General features: G+C 42.7%; 13 protein-coding genes. 7 read left to right on the top strand and 6 right to left on the bottom strand.

Annotation, left to right across the window (positions count from 1 at the left end):
* Positions 1 to 18 precede the first annotated feature (18 nt).
* Genes ACXJY6_RS00300 through ACXJY6_RS00285 form a run of 4 tightly spaced genes read left to right on the top strand, consistent with a single transcriptional unit; the run spans position 19 to position 5,898 of the window.
* On the top strand, positions 19 to 2,187 hold the full coding sequence (locus ACXJY6_RS00300) for an HAD family hydrolase (RefSeq protein WP_458766732.1): 2,169 nt from the start codon (positions 19 to 21) through the stop codon (positions 2,185 to 2,187).
* Positions 2,180 to 3,025 (top strand): HAD-IIB family hydrolase, encoded by an 846-nt coding sequence (locus ACXJY6_RS00295; protein WP_458766730.1) that lies wholly within the window; start codon positions 2,180 to 2,182, stop codon positions 3,023 to 3,025. Before ACXJY6_RS00300 ends, ACXJY6_RS00295 begins: the two co-directional genes overlap by 8 nt.
* An 11-nt stretch (positions 3,026 to 3,036) precedes the next feature.
* Positions 3,037 to 3,927: a carbohydrate kinase family protein gene (locus tag ACXJY6_RS00290; protein WP_456051118.1), complete on the top strand. Its 891-nt coding sequence runs from the start codon at positions 3,037 to 3,039 to the stop codon at positions 3,925 to 3,927.
* Positions 3,928 to 3,942: 15 nt separating this feature from the next.
* Positions 3,943 to 5,898, top strand: coding sequence for an alpha-amylase family protein (locus ACXJY6_RS00285; RefSeq protein WP_456051117.1), 1,956 nt, complete (start codon positions 3,943 to 3,945; stop codon positions 5,896 to 5,898).
* 46 nt (positions 5,899 to 5,944) lie between these two features.
* On the opposite strand, the gene ACXJY6_RS00280 is transcribed toward ACXJY6_RS00285, so the two are convergent.
* The 3 genes from ACXJY6_RS00280 to ACXJY6_RS00270 all read right to left on the bottom strand — a co-directional run bounded on the left by ACXJY6_RS00280 (position 5,945) and on the right by ACXJY6_RS00270 (position 8,836).
* Positions 5,945 to 6,424 carry a peptide-methionine (S)-S-oxide reductase gene (locus ACXJY6_RS00280; RefSeq protein WP_458767416.1) on the bottom strand — a complete coding sequence of 160 codons (480 nt, stop codon included), beginning with the start codon at positions 6,422 to 6,424 and terminating at the stop codon, positions 5,945 to 5,947.
* A 26-nt stretch (positions 6,425 to 6,450) separates the two neighbouring features.
* Positions 6,451 to 7,347 carry an HAD family hydrolase gene (locus ACXJY6_RS00275; protein ID WP_458766729.1) on the bottom strand — a complete coding sequence of 299 codons (897 nt, stop codon included), beginning with the start codon at positions 7,345 to 7,347 and terminating at the stop codon, positions 6,451 to 6,453.
* 88 nt (positions 7,348 to 7,435) lie between these two features.
* A complete protein-coding gene (locus ACXJY6_RS00270; RefSeq protein WP_458766727.1) occupies positions 7,436 to 8,836 on the bottom strand; it encodes an MATE family efflux transporter in 1,401 nt (466 codons plus the stop codon).
* 99 nt (positions 8,837 to 8,935) lie between these two features.
* Between ACXJY6_RS00270 and ACXJY6_RS00265 the strand changes: the two genes are divergently transcribed.
* The 3 genes from ACXJY6_RS00265 to ACXJY6_RS00255 all read left to right on the top strand — a co-directional run bounded on the left by ACXJY6_RS00265 (position 8,936) and on the right by ACXJY6_RS00255 (position 11,803).
* A complete protein-coding gene (locus ACXJY6_RS00265; protein ID WP_456051114.1) occupies positions 8,936 to 9,805 on the top strand; it encodes a LysR family transcriptional regulator in 870 nt (289 codons plus the stop codon).
* Positions 9,806 to 9,960: 155 nt separating this feature from the next.
* Positions 9,961 to 10,380: a Zn(2+)-responsive transcriptional regulator gene (zntR, locus tag ACXJY6_RS00260; RefSeq protein WP_458766725.1), complete on the top strand. Its 420-nt coding sequence runs from the start codon at positions 9,961 to 9,963 to the stop codon at positions 10,378 to 10,380.
* A 1-nt stretch (position 10,381) separates the two neighbouring features.
* The gene (locus ACXJY6_RS00255; RefSeq protein WP_458766723.1) at positions 10,382 to 11,803 is read left to right on the top strand and encodes an SO_0444 family Cu/Zn efflux transporter; all 1,422 of its coding nucleotides are present in this window, start codon (positions 10,382 to 10,384) and stop codon (positions 11,801 to 11,803) included.
* A gap of 101 nt (positions 11,804 to 11,904) precedes the next feature.
* Here the strand turns inward: ACXJY6_RS00255 and ACXJY6_RS00250 are convergent, their stop codons facing one another.
* The 3 genes from ACXJY6_RS00250 to ACXJY6_RS00240 all read right to left on the bottom strand — a co-directional run bounded on the left by ACXJY6_RS00250 (position 11,905) and on the right by ACXJY6_RS00240 (position 15,623).
* Entirely contained in the window at positions 11,905 to 12,414 is a 510-nt protein-coding gene (locus tag ACXJY6_RS00250) for an ankyrin repeat domain-containing protein (protein ID WP_458766721.1), read from the bottom strand.
* 75 nt (positions 12,415 to 12,489) lie between these two features.
* A complete protein-coding gene (locus tag ACXJY6_RS00245) occupies positions 12,490 to 13,947 on the bottom strand; it encodes a catalase (RefSeq protein ID WP_456051110.1) in 1,458 nt (485 codons plus the stop codon).
* A 101-nt stretch (positions 13,948 to 14,048) separates the two neighbouring features.
* Positions 14,049 to 15,623, bottom strand: a complete 1,575-nt coding sequence (locus ACXJY6_RS00240; protein WP_458766720.1) for a putative bifunctional diguanylate cyclase/phosphodiesterase — start codon at positions 15,621 to 15,623, stop codon at positions 14,049 to 14,051.
* Positions 15,624 to 15,671 lie beyond the last annotated feature (48 nt).

Here is a 15,671-nt window from a genome sequence, read left to right as displayed (position 1 = left end):
AATAACAAGGAGATTCAAATGGCTCAGGATGAGAGTGGCCAAAAATCGAAAGAATTATACATTGCATTAATTAGCGTACACGGACTCATTAGAGGTGAAGAACTAGAATTGGGACGTGACTCCGACACCGGAGGGCAAACCAAATACGTCGTAGATTTAGCAAAATCACTCGCAACGCAAAATGAAGTTGCACGCGTTGAACTTGTCACTCGACGAATCAACGACCCAAAGCTAGACCCCATCTATTCACAACCCGTCGAACCACTAGCAGAAAACTGTCAAATAGTCCGCATTGATGCTGGCCCCGATGATATTTATCTTCCTAAAGAGCAACTGTGGGAATACCTCGACAGTTTTGCCGACAACTTACTCGATTACTTTCGCAACCAACCGCGCATGCCTGACATACTTCACAGTCATTATGCCGATGCTGGATACGTTGCAACCAAACTCAACCTTCAAACGGGTATCCCGCTGATCCATACCGGGCACTCGCTAGGACGAGATAAACGCAAACGCTTACTTGCCGGCGGGATGAGTCGTCAAGAGTTAGAAGATAAGTACCATTTCAGACGACGCATTGATGCAGAAGAAGATGTTTTAGCCAACGCCGACATGGTCATCACCAGTACGTTTCAAGAGATCAATGACCAATATGATCTTTATGATTTTTACAAACCGGAGACGATGACGGTTATCCCGCCCGGAACCGCGTTGGAGCAGTTTCACCCGCCTCAGCTGGGCGAATCAGCCTCTATGATTCGAAAATCCATCACTCGATTCCTTTATGACCCCGACAAGCCAATGATTGTCACAATCTCTCGCCCCGACCCGAGAAAAAACATCAGTACTCTGATACAAGCATACGGCGAATCACCTGAGTTACAGGAACTGGCTAATCTGGTTATCGTAGCCGGGAATCGTGACGATATTCGAGAAATGGACGACGGTGCTCAAAGCGTCTTTACTGAGATCATGATTTTAATAGATTACTACGATCTCTATGGCAAGGTTGCCATTCCTAAGCATCATCAAGCAGACGAAGTGCCTGGCATTTATCAAATGGCAGCGTCATCAATGGGGGTGTTTGTTAACCCAGCAATGACAGAACCGTTTGGACTGACTCTGTTAGAAGCAGCCGCATGTGGCTTGCCGTTTGTCGCAACGGAAAATGGAGGTCCCGTTGATATCGTAAAAAACTGCGAGAGTGGAATATTGGTCGACCCACTTAGCTCAGATCAAATTGCCGATGCTATCAAGCAGCTTTTGCAAGATCGCGATTTATGGAAACAGCATTCTGATAACGGTATCAAAAATGTCGCGAGTAAATACTCGTGGGATCACCACACCAAGCAGTACCTCAACGAATTAAAGACTGTCATTTCCAATCCAATACTTCCGAAGCAACAGACCGAGATTCGTCGTGCATCTCGTCATTTACCGCGAATGATTGTATCGGGTTTGGACAGAACACTTCTCAGCAACACCGATGGCTTACAACAGTTTTCGGCGTTAATTCGCAGTCATCGTAAAGAATGTGCATTTGGTATAGCAACATCTCGACGTTTGGATCGTGTGTTGGCACTGATTAAACAATTCGATATTCCTCGACCTGATATTTTGATATGCAGTTTAGGTACTGAAATCTATTACACCAGAGCACTTACCGCGAGTAGTGATTGGAGTAACTACGTTGACCATAACTGGAATCCGAAAGCCATTAAGCGAATCATGTCCAAATTTGGTGATAACATTAAACTTCAGCCTCATATTGAACAGAGTCGATTTAAAATCTCCTATGAAATTTTATCCGATGAGATTGGCTACCAAGATATTGTTACCGCTTTGCGTCAAGACGAGCAAACTGTGAATGTTTACCTTTCTAACGACAACCTTATCGACATTATCCCAGCTCGAGCCTCTAAAGGCCTAGCCCTACGTTATGTTGCAAGACTTTGGGAGATCCCACTCGAGAATATTCTAGTTTCTGCCGGCTCAGGTAGTGATGAAGATATGCTGCTGGGTGGAAACATGCAGAACGTAATTGTACGTAATCGACGTCATGAACAATTATCAGATACGACCGCTCAAGATTCCATATACTTTGCAGAGCACTCTAATGCACTTGGTATCCTAGAAGCCATCGACCACTATAACTTTTTTGGAAAGGAAAATAATAATGAGTGATCAATGGATCATTTGTACCGACCTTGATCGCACTTTACTGCCAAATGGAGATCAAAAAGAGTCTAGTCAAGCTAGAGAACAATTTAGACAATTAGCGGCACACCCCGGCACGATAATCGTGTATGCATCTGGTCGTGATGCACAATTGGTTGAAGATGCCTTGGCGGAATGGGACTTACCCTTCCCCGACTATTTAATCGCCGATGTGGGGTCAACAATTTATACCCGTGAGCAAGGTACTTGGCAAAAATGGGAGAGCTGGCGACAGACATTACGTCAGGATTGGAATGCACTATCTCCTGAACAAATTTTTCAGCGTTTGCCTCAAATAGATGGCCTCCGGCTTCAGCCACCGCATCAGCAGGAAGAGTTTAAGCTAAGCTTCTTTGTCGAACCAACTGAACTACTGCCGAAGATTTCAGAGTTATTGGTTGAAACGTTAACCGAGCTAGATATCGCAAGTAATTGCATTCCAAGTATTAATGAGCATGAAAATCATGGGCTTATAGATATTTTACCCGCTAAAGCAAACAAACTATTAGCCATACGTTTTCTTGTAAACACTTTACAATTAAATGCTGAACAACTTCTTTATTCCGGTGATAGCGGAAATGATATGGAAGTCTTGGCGAGTGAGTACAAATCCGTTCTCGTCGCCAACGCAACACAGGAAGTGAAGGAACTGGCACTACGAGAAGCTCAAAATCACAATAATAGTGATAGCCTCTACCTTGCCAAGGGTGATTTACCTGGACTCAACGGCTGCTATGCTGCTGGAATCATTGAAGGATTTGATCACTTTTTTCCTGAATTTAAACGCCAAGTCCCATCGAAGTAGGGAGTAATATTATGCTAGATAAATCTGTTTTTCTTTTCGGGGAAGTCCTGTTTGACTGCTTCCCAGGACAAACTCCAGTTCTTGGAGGTGCGCCCCTCAATGTCGCATGGCACCTAAAAGGATTTGGCGTTGAGCCCAATCTCGTCACTGCAATCGGTAACGACCCACTCGGAAATCAATTACGGGATAAGATGTCGAAATGGGGATTGTCTCTGGAATTTGTTCAAACCACGCCGCATCACCCGACTGGAATTGTTGATGTTTCATTCGAAGATGGTGAACCACAATATGAAATTACCTCACCAGTCGCATGGGATTATATCGACAAACAATTGGTTCCAGTTCCCGATGATGCTCTGATTTACCACGGTAGCCTAGCAACACGTAATCATGTCTCACAAGAGGCACTGACCCAGCTATTAGGACAAAACAAAGACGGCAAAATCATCGACGTCAATCTACGCCCTCCATTTTGGGAGCGTGAACAAGTCTTGAGCTCGTTGCATTACGGACTGTTGGTGAAGTTGAGCCTTGAAGAGTTATATATATTGAGTGATGAGCCCGACCTTCCATGGGATGAGCAAGCGCTTCAATTAAAACGTTCTCTCGATATAGTCAACATCCTCATTACCCGAGGTGGTGATGGTGCCACATTATTTGATGCGACTGGCGAACGCCATGATACAACCAGCGACACTCAGATAGTACGAACCATCAATAGTACTGTCGGCGCTGGAGACGCATTTACCTCAGTCATTATTCTCGGCATGCTGAATAATTGGTCATGGCATTATACTATCGAGTGTGCCCACCAATTTGCTGGGTATATCGTGACTCAGCAAGGTGCGATTGTTGAAGACATTACCATCTATCAAGATTTTATTAACTTATGGAATATCTAAGGAGGGGCTGAATCTATGTATGAACAAGTATCTCATACGATCCTTAACAAGATCCTCGATGACCTAGCTCCTTCGATTAAGAACAAACACCTACGTTTTTTCTATAGTCGATTAGGCGCAAACTTCTACGCTATTCACTCGCTATTTGAACGTCTGTATGGGGATAGAGAAGATTTCTACCCACAACTCAGCCGTTTGGTCGAAGTCCTTGCGATTAACTATATCAATCGTGATGTCTCTCTACGAGAAAAAGACCGACTACGTGAAGAAAACCACGAATGGTTCCTCGACCAAAATTGGGTCGGTATGGCACTTTACGCCAATGGTTTTGCGGGCGATCTAAAAGGGCTTAAGAAAAAGATAAATTACTTTAGCGAAATCGGTGTCAACCTGGTTCATATCCTACCCATTATGGAGTGTCCGATGGGCAAAAGTGATGGCGGCTACGCGGTGAGTGATTTCCGTAAAGTCGACAGTCGGGTCGGTAAAAACGAAGAACTTGAAGCTATTATCGACGAACTGGGCAAACAAGATTCTCTCATTGCGTTAGATATGGTGGTTAACCACACCTCAGATCAACACGAATGGGCGAAACGTGCTTTAGCGGGTGAAAAAGAATATCAAGATTGCTTCTATATGTTTGATAATCGAGATATTCCCGATATGTTCGAATACGCGATGCCCGACATATTCCCAGAGCAAGATCCAGGCAACTTTACCTACAACGAAGAAATGAACAAATGGGTAATGACCGTTTTTCATTCCTATCAATGGGATCTGAACTACACCAACCCTGCTGTATTTATCGAAATGCTCGAGAATATCTTCTTCTGGGCAAACAAAGGTGTCGATATCTTACGCCTTGATGCGGTCGCTTTTTTATGGAAAAAAATGGGAACCGCCTGTCAAAATGAAGACGAAGCACACTTAATTCTGCAACTGTTTAAAGACTGCTGTCAGGTCGTTTCACCTGGCTTACTCTTTATTGCTGAAGCAATCGTTGCCCCATCTGAAATCATTAAATATTTTGGTGAAGATGCCGTTGTCGCAAAAGAGTGTGAAATCGCGTACAACGCAACTTACATGGCTTTGATGTGGGATGCAGTAGCCACCAAGAATGCGAAGTTACTTAACCAAGGGATAAAAAATCTTCCCGGGAAATTGGATCGCGCCACTTGGTTAAACTATTTGCGATGCCACGATGATATAGGTTTTGGCTTTGATGATAACGATATTCAATGGGTTGGCTATGACGCTCCATCCCACCGACGTTTTCTAAAAGATTACTTTATTGGTAATCACGATACCTCGATTGCAACTGGACAAGTCTTTGGCCAAAACGACAAAACCGGTGATGCTCGTATTTCTGGGTCGTTAGCGTCTTTAGTGGGATTAGAGAAAGCTCTCGAACTTGATGACAAAAAACTCATTGATGGTTGTTGCAACCACATTGTTTTATTGCATAGCTTAATCATGTCATTTGGTGGTATTCCACTGCTGTATTACGGTGACGAAATCGGAATGCTAAACGACTATTCCTTTGAGCTAGACGAACAGAAAAAGCAGGATTCACGCTGGTTACACCGCCCTACCTTTGACTGGGATGAGATGGAAGCAAGACGTCAACAAGGGTCAATTCAACATCAGATTTTCAGTGAAATACAGAAATTAATCTCCATTCGTAAAGAGACGCCCGCCTTTGCCGATTTTAACAACCGAGAAGTGATGGAGCTGGATAATGATGCTATGTTTGGCTTTATTCGCTATGACGTCGTCAATCCATCGAAAAAGGTGTTTGTGGTCGCGAATATGTCACCAGATCCGCAAAAAATTCCGCTTGAAAAAATCACTCAAAGTAGCTTTATACGTCCAACTGATCTCATTGACCTGTGGAGTGGTGGTTCACCCACCGCCTATGGTGATGAAATTATTGTTCGTGGGTTCCAGTTCTACTGGTTGACTCAAGAATAACCCAATGAGCGCCACGCAAGTTTGTTACTTACGTGGCGCTCATTGATTATGATGATTTGTATTTGTGCAGAAGATTGATTGGGATATGACAATAATCATTCGGTGAATTGGTGAGTCTATCTTGGTGCTCATCGTCACTTTTTACGTAGTTCACAAGCGGAAGTACCTCGACGACAATCTTACTTGCATCCTCTCTTTGCTCGATGAATTGCTTAGCTTCAGTAAGGTCATCCGCTATTTTACTGTAAACACCTGTTCGGTATTTCCGACCGACATCTTCACCTTGCTTATTCACGCTGTAAGGATCGATGATCTCAAAAAAGTAGGTCATCAACTGCTCGATACTGACAAAATCTGAATCGTATTGTGTACGTACACATTCAGAGTAGTCGTCGTAATCGCCTTGGGTGGATGTGTTACAGGTGCCATTTGCCCGGCCTGCTTCTGTTGAGATAACACCCGGCAAATGTTTCATAAACTCCTGAACGCCCCACAGGCATCCTCCCGCAAAATAGATTTCCTTTATCATGCCTTCCACTTCTTATTATTTACTTAGTTCAGCATCCTATTTGGCGGAACATAATTTGTTAGCCAAGTGCTTTCTGAAACATGGGTTTCTGAAGCATGACTTTCTGATAAATGACCATCTGACAGCTGAATATCAACCTGCTTAGCTTCGAACCTATGGACTTCCGGTCGTTTAGTATCGAATCTGTGTGTCTCTGCTCTGAGCGTATCAGGAAGATAAACTGGCGTTCTCACAGATTCTGGATTCACAAACCGTTCGATATTCATTAATGATTCCGTTTGATGCTGAGCTCTTGGATCAGAGTTTCGTACCAATATTGCCGGCAGCCCCATCTCTTCAGCACCTTTAATATCGGTACCGTAGCTGTCACCTATCATCCACGCCGCATCATAACGCCCTATGAGCGATAATGCTCGATAAAAGCTGTTGTTATTTGGCTTTTCAAATCCGACATGAGCGGATGTGATGATCTCTTTAAAATGATGCGCTAAACCAAGGTTAGACACGATAGACGACAGCTCTGGAACATTATTAGAAAAAATAAAATGGGTCCAGCCACTTTGAGTTAGTTCGGCTAACGTTTCTTCTACATCATCGTAAACAGACCAACGAGAAGGCTCAATATAAGCGTCACGTACTTTACTGGCTAATTTCATCGCTGAAGTGTCATCAAGACCGATCCCGCAAAAGGCGTTTGCAAAAATTGGGTGCAGTTCGGTCCACCATTGATCACTTCCCTTCACTCCATGAGTCACCTCTGGAGAATGCCACGGAAAGCCACTTTGTAAATATAAGCTTAACGTCTTTCTATCTATTCCCGGCAAAGGACAATAGGTTTGCAACACGTCATACAGTGCCCCAGACCACATCCCTTTTCGGTACGCTAAAGTCCCATCAAAATCCCATAATAATGCTTTCATTTCTTATATACCTTTATCCTTATGCTCGTGATAGCGGTGCCATCATCTCAAAACGGTTTACGTCATTTAGTGAATAAGAGTTAATGAGCTAAGCCAGTATTTTCTCTTCATCATCTGACGCTTGATGATTCTTTTCATCTTCCTTTTTCAACATCGGTGGGACGACCCACATGAAATACGCGATCGCAAAAATAAGCGTGATCGAATTGGAGAAAAACATGGTGTACCAAATCCCATATTCAGCTACTGAAGGGATAAAATAGTAGAACATTAAAATACCCGGAATTCGCAAACCCCAAAGGCGAACAATCGTGATAGCAAACGAGAACATCGTTTTCTGAAAACTGTCAAAAATGGCTTGTAAGGTGTGAAAAATAGACCACGCAATAACAGTCCAACCCACAAGAGAAACATAGTTAATGACGTTGGCGTAGGTTTCTGGATCATCCGGTGTAAGGAAGCTTGCAATCGGGTATTTGATCAATTGAATCACGATCGCTGCAAAGGCTCCGAAGATAAGTGAGTAGATCAGACCCAATTTAATGGCTTCGCGTACTCGATCAATCGCTCCGCGGCCCCAGTTTTGCGCAAGTAATGGAATTAAGCCTGCTCCAATTTCTTTAGCTGGGAAAAAAAGCAAAGAGTGAATTCGATTACCAATCGCAAAGGCTGCAACCGCTTGGTGCCCATATTGGACGATAAAAATATTCAATACGAGAAACCCGAAATGCGTGCTGGCTTGAGAAAATGACAAAGGTAATCCAACTTTGAGAAGCTTCTTATGAATCGCCAATTTGGAAAATGTTTTTGAGGTGCTCCACTCCAACTTAAACTCATGGTTTTCTCGTTGGTACAAGAAAATCACAATCGCCAGCTGGATAAAATAAGTGACCAAAGTGGCATAAGCCAACCCATCGATGTCGTAATGGAATCCATAGATAAACACTGCGTTCATCACCGCGTTACATACGACACCTAAAATAGATATCTTAGAGACGATTTTCATCTTGCCTTGAGATTTAAAGAAACTCATATAGAGCTGAAATAACAAGACCAATGGAATCGATAGAAATAAAATCCGCGAATAGATAAGCGACTGTTGATATAGCTCGGAGGAAATACCCACGGCGCCAAGTATTGCAGGCAACAATATTGTTCCTGGGACAACGAATACCACAGATAAAAACAGGATTAACAACCGTAACTGCGTGGCGTAAGCCGTTGCTTCCTCGGGTTTGTTCTGACCGAGTAAGGTGGCGATGATACTGATTCCACCGCGAATCACACCTACAGCAAGTGCTTGAAGCATAACGAATAACGGAGTTACAAATGCAACAGAAGCCACTTCAACACTGCCTAAGCGTGAAGCAAACACCATATCGACAAACCCATATGATGTTGTGACAAAGCCTGCCAACATCACAGGCGCAGTCATTTTATAGATAAGATCTTTTATCGGCTCATTATGTAAATCGACCTGTGGCTTCACTTTTTTTCCTATTATTTATCTTCCTCTTAAGTATTATATTTATTTACACAATAATGATAATCTACCAAAAAAGTAAATTACTTTTACCAGGTGGTAATAATGAAATGGCAAGGAATTAATGAATTTGTATCGGTCGCAGAAACTCATAGTTTCTCGCAGGCAGCAAAGCATCTTGGGATATCGACTGCTCAGGTAAGTCGTCAAATTACCGCACTGGAAAAGCGCCTCAAGGTGAAACTGTTTTATCGCACCACCCGTCATGTTTCTCTCACCGCCGAAGCCGAACCGTTTTATCGACATTGTCGACAAATCTTAGACGAGTTAGATATGGCCGAACAAACCATTACAAATCTCCAAAGTCGACCGCAAGGCAAGATCAAACTGACTGCGCCTCCCAATTATGGCGAGCTAAAAGTCTTACCGTTAATCAACGATTTCGTTGTGAAATATAACGACATAGAAATTACAACCGAGTTAACCAACCGCGCCGGTGATTTAGTCGAAAACGGCTTTGACTTGGCTATTCGATTGGGAGTTCATTTGCAAGATTCCAGTTTGATCGCGAAAAAGCTTAGTAAGCGTTCAACCTTTTTATGTGCTTCACCAAACTATTTAAAAAAGCACGGCTACCCTCAAACTTTAGCCGATCTTAAACATCACAATTGCCTGCGAGGATCGAGAGATTATTGGCGCTTTAAAGAAAATGGAAAAGAGAAGCTCATCAAGATCAAAGGCAGTTTATGCAGCAATAGTGGTGTCGGTTTAGCGGATGCTGCGATGAAAGATATTGGTATCGTGCAATTATCTGATTCGTACATACGTCCCTTTATTGAATCAGGACAATTAGTCACCCTTCTCAATGACTTTTGGCAGCCAGAAGAAAATGTGTGGGCTGTTTATCCGCAAAATAAGTATCTTTCACCTAAGATTCGCTTACTGATCGATTATTTAGCCGAACATTTAAACTAAGCCTCTCACCATTGGTTAAAAAGTCGATACGCTTTCTCGCCTGAAAAAACGGGAGTGGAACCGTCAAATTTCGACTGTTTACATTCAATTCTTGACTCTGTAGTAACCTACAAGGTTTATAGTATATTGAGAATAGTGAGTAGAAGGGGTTGTCTATGGCGACGTTCACGCGGGGACAGTTGGCAAAACACTTTGGTATGACTACAGAAGCAATACGTTTCTATGAGCAACAAGAATTGCTCAAGCCTCATCGTGCGGAAAATGGGTATCGTCAGTACGACCAAGATTGTGTCAATAAACTTGAGTTTATCCTCCATGCCAAAGAGCTCGGCTTTTCTCTTAGTGATATCCATGAATTGTTGTCGATTCGAATTAGTCCTGAACAGCACACTTGCCAAGAAGTTAAAGATATTGCGCAAACAAAGTTACGGGATATCGAACAACGAATCACGCAGTTACAGCACATGCATGAAGCGTTAAAAGTTGTCAATGAGCGTTGTTGCGGTGGCTCGCACTCTGCTGAACATTGCACCATTCTTACTGCTTTAACCGACACGCAACAGAAGGAGGGCTAAGATGGAATTAGTCACCACATTTTTTAGTTCATTGCTTAGCCTCTGGCTCGACGCGGCATTTTGGATCATTTTTGGCTTAATCGTTTCTGGCATTTTGAAAGCCACACTCAGCAGTGACAAACTGGGTCGTCACTTTAGAGGATCTGGGCCTTTACCTGCGATTAAAGCCGCGTTAATGGGTATTCCACTACCTTTATGTTCATGCGGCGTTATTCCAGCTGCCGTGGGTTTACGACGTGCCGGAGCCTCTAAGAGTGCGACAACCGCTTTCTTAATATCCACGCCCGAAACAGGCGTTGATTCTATTGCGATTTCGTACGCACTATTAGGCCCGTTTATGGCGGTTATTCGACCTATAGCGGCCACCACCTCGGCCATTACTGCCGCGATGCTTGTCCTCGTTTCGGATAAAGAAGAGACTGAAAAGAAAGGCACTTCCGAGAAAGCAGCGAGTTGCTGCGAAAGCAAGAAGAAAGATAAGGACACGGTGGTCGAAACTCCCAAAATGACTGCATCAAGCAACTGTTGTTCAAGTAACAAAGAAAAAGCCACTTTAGAAGCGACTCCTCAAACAGCCCCGAGTAAAACAAGCAGTTGTTGCTCAAGTAACAAAGAAAAGGCCATTGTAGAAGCGATACCTCAAGCGTCGCCGACTAAAACAAGTAGTTGCTGTTCAAGTAAAAAAGAAGCAACAGCGGTAAATCTAGTAACTGCAACTAAACCAGCAGCATCACTAAACCTTGCCAGCTCACCAAGTTCAATGGGTGAAATAAAATCGGTCAAACCAGAAGAGACCTTAGATGAAGCCGTCGAAAAAGAATCGTGGATTCAGAAATTATGGCAAGGCCAACGTTTTGCGTTTACCAATTTGATTACATCACTATCTATGTGGTTGATCATCGGTCTTGTTATGTCGGCACTCGTGGTTACCTTTATTCCACCTGAAACATTAGCGGACATAAGTCGAGGCCCAATGGCTATGTTCCTTATGGCCATCATCGGGGTACCAATGTACATCTGTGCGTCAGCTTCAACGCCGCTGGCTGCTGGGTTTATGCTGGCTGGAGTCTCTCCGGGTGCTGTATTGGTGTTCTTATTAGCAGGTCCCGCATCGAATATGGCAACATTAGGTATCGTACAAAAAGAACTCGGAACGCGTTCTCTGATTAGCTATTTGGTCGGTGTCGTTGGTATCGCGATTCTATTTGGTTACCTAACCAATTTCCTCGTTGATCATTTTGGCATCAACATCGACGCTCAGTTAGCAAATGGAGGTGAGTTTGTTCCTTCTCCTTTAGCTTGGATTTCTGGTATCGTGTTAGCCGCATTGATTGCTTGGGATCTATTCAAAAAGTATCGTGCTCGTCCGTCAAAACCGTCTCCTGCACCAACATCAAGTTGTTGCAAAAGCAAAAGTGCCTAACCATCACTAGGGTATTGAAGCTGAGATATAGAAAAGGGAAGTCATCACTTCCCTTTTTTAATGAGGTTATTGGGTATGTTCAGTTGGTTTTCGGTTTTTTGTTAGCGTTTTTTGTCCGCGTTTTTTGTTCGAAATAATAAAAAGCTCAACTTAATAAACCTAAGTATGTTAGTTAATCGAGAAGAGACTGCAATATTAAACGAGTTTTCATCGAGATACTGAACGACCTCTTTACGACCAAACATCTGAGCCCAATCTCGAACATTCATATTTGAATGGTTTTTGGCGTCTGTCTTCGCACCCCACTCTAATAACAGTTGGAGTATCTCAACATTTCCCTTAAACGCGGATGCCATTAAGACGGTGTTACCCATGAAATCCATCGAGTCTACATTGGCACCAAGCCGTAAAAGCGCTTCGCAATAGTCTTTCTCACCATTGTAAACCGCCAGCATTAGTGCTGAATAACCTCGAGCATTTCTCGCATCGAGGTCGATATTAGGATCTTGCTCAACAATTGAAACCAATCCTCTCAAATCCCCATCCCGGGCATAATCGATAAGATCAGGTTCACGACGAAATGTCGTTTTATAGTCGCTCCAAGTTCTCATAACCTTGCTACTCCGTAAATTAAGTGAAAAAAATGCGGACACACAATAAGTGTCCGCACTTCCTATACAACTAAACTACAGCGCGACATCGGCTAAGTTAACACCAAGCGCTTTTGCAACGCCTTCGGCGTAAGCTGGGGATGCCTTATGACAATTAGAAATGTGGCGATGTTGTACTTCAATCGATGCACCACCGACACTTCGAGCCGTATTCTCAAATAGCACCTGTTGTTGTTCAGGTGTCATTAGATTAAACAGATCACGTGGTTGAGAGTAGTAATCACTGTCATCTTCACGGTAATCATAGTTATACGCATCGCCTTCAAGTTTCAATGCTGGTTCTTTTGCACTAGGTTGTTCCTGCCACAGACCCAAGCTATTTGGCTCGTAAGCTTTCGTGCTTCCGTAGTTCCCGTCAACACGCATCGCACCGTCGCGATGGTATGAATTTACAGGACAACGAGGTTGGTTTACTGGGATGTGTGAGTGATTCACGCCCAGTCGATATCGTTGAGCATCGCCATAAGAGAATAAACGCCCTTGCAACATTCTATCTGGAGAGAATCCAATCCCAGGAACAATGTTGGCAGGATTAAACGCAGCTTGTTCAACTTCAGCAAAGTAATTATCCGGGTTACGATTTAGCTCCATGACACCGACATCGATCAACGGGAAATCGGCATGTGGCCATATTTTACTCAGGTCAAATGGGTTGTACGACACTTCTCTTGCTTGCTGTTCGGTCATGATTTGAACTTTTACATTCCAGCGTGGGAAATCCCCTGCTTCGATCGACTCATACAGATCTTGTTGATGACTTTCACGATTTTTACCCACTAAAACTTCGGCTTCTTGATCGGTTAAGTTTTCAATACCTTGCTGAGTTTCTAGGTGGAATTTAACCCACGAACGCTCATTATCCGAGTTGATGAAACTGAATGTGTGACTTCCAAATCCGTGCATGTGACGGTAAGTACGTGGAATACCACGGTCACTCATTACAATTGTGATTTGGTGAAGCGCTTCGGGTAAAAGTGTCCAAAAATCCCAGTTTGTATTGGCACAACGTAAGTTAGTACGAGGATCGCGTTTCACTGCGTGGTTTAGATCTGGGAATTTAAGTGGATCTCGAAGGAAGAATACTGGCGTGTTATTACCCACTAAATCCCAGTTACCTTCTTCAGTGTAGAACTTAATCGCAAAACCACGGATATCACGTTCAGCATCAGCGGCACCACGCTCACCGGCTACTGTAGAGAAACGGACAAATAGGTCGGTTTTCTTACCCACTTCAGAGAAAATATTTGCTTTAGTGAATTCAGAAATATCATGAGTTACGGTGAAAGTACCATATGCACCCGAGCCTTTCGCATGCATACGACGCTCTGGAATCACTTCTCTATCAAAGTGTGCGAGTTTTTCAAGAAACCATGCATCCTGCAGAAGCATTGGACCACGAGGGCCCGCGGTTTGTACGTTTTGGTTATCAGCGACAGGGCAACCATTTGCTGTGGTTAATTTATGTTTTGTCATAATGTTATCCAACAATTGAGGTAAAAGGCACTAATCATGCTACGTGATTGCTTTCTAATACAAAATTACTCTCTAACAATTAATTCAATCGGTAAATCCTATTAATCTCCTCGTTCATTCATATTAGAAAGAATAATTTTATCCGTTGAGAGTTGATCTTTCTTTAATGGTTTTTGAATCAGATACCCTTGCGTTAGCATTGGAGGGAATTGTCGCAGATACTTAAGTTGTTCTTTAGTTTCAATCCCTTCGGCAACAATTTCAATTTCTAAAGTGTTAGCAAGAGCGATCATACTTTCAAAAATTTTAGCCCCTTTATCATTGACCATGGCGTCAGATAAGAAGGATTTATCAATCTTTAGTTTGTCTATATCCAAGTCCCGCAATCGACCTAATGATGAATACCCAGTGCCAAAGTCATCGATCATTACATAGACACCCTTCAGCCTTAACTGATGAATTCTAATGGCCACTTTTTCAAAATCTTTAAGAATTGTACTTTCCGTAATTTCAAGATGAATAATTCTACCTTTCATCTTTTGGATGGTATTCATCATTGTTCTTAAAAAGTGATTCGATAGAAATTGCCGTATGGTGACGTTGACAGAAACAAACTGGTTAGGAGATTGAAAACACTCACTTTCATCGGCAACGGCTTGCAATAACCATTGGAAAAATGCATCTGAAAGGCCCATATTTTCGGCAAGACTAATAATAAGTTCTGGATCGACATATTCCCCATCCAACTCCCATCGTATCAATGCTTCATATCCTACGACCTGGCTGTTATGAGTATTAACAATGGGTTGAAAAACTAAGTGGAATTCGTTGTTGAACAGCGCGTGCTTTAGGTTTGTAGATAAGCGCATGTGCTTTTTATGTCGTTCACCAACATCATCATTATAGTAAAATACAGGGGTGCTTTTGTTGGATTTCGCCTCATACATCGCCATGTCGGCGGCCACCAACAGTTCACTAATTGATTCACCATGATCTGGCGAAAGTGCAACGCCAATACTAAAGCCTACATTGACTGATTTTTCATATATATCAAAAGGTTCTTTTATACAAACTTGAATACGGTTAATAATTCTTTCGAGAGCATTTTCAGCATCGGCTCTTTCAACAATTACTAAAAATTCATCTCCTCCCAAACGTGCAGCCACCTCTTCACTTCGCACGACTGACGAAAGACGTTGACCCACTTGCTCCAAAAGTCGATCCCCATGGTCATGACCAAAAGAGTCATTCACAATCTTAAAATCATTCAAATCGAGAAAAATGACACCCACTGAGTAATCGTAACGTTTAGCTCGATGTAACATTTGAGTAAGTAAGAATTGAACAAAATCCCGATTTGGTAAGCCGGTTAAAGAATCGTGATTTGCATTGTATTCATTGCTCTTATTGAGATTGTTAATATCGATAATTCGTCGAATAGAATAGATACTCGCAACAACTGCTATCCATAAGAAACTAAAAATTATCTCGTCCAATTCCCAGTCTTCATGTGCACGAGTAAAGTCGTACAACGTTTCTACAAACTCGACCTCAAATGCTAACGAAAGAGCAATCAAAATCAATACAATGGTAATGGCATAAACTAATTCGACCATCGCGCGGCGTTTTCGCCAACGATGTAGGTTAAATCGAAAGTTGTAAAACCAATTAGTCATTAAATACCGCAGCCTTTGTAAACGAGATTTTTACACCAGTACTTAATA

The organism is Vibrio phycocola (assembly GCF_054404255.1).
This window is presented reverse-complemented; position numbering and strand designations above follow the sequence as displayed.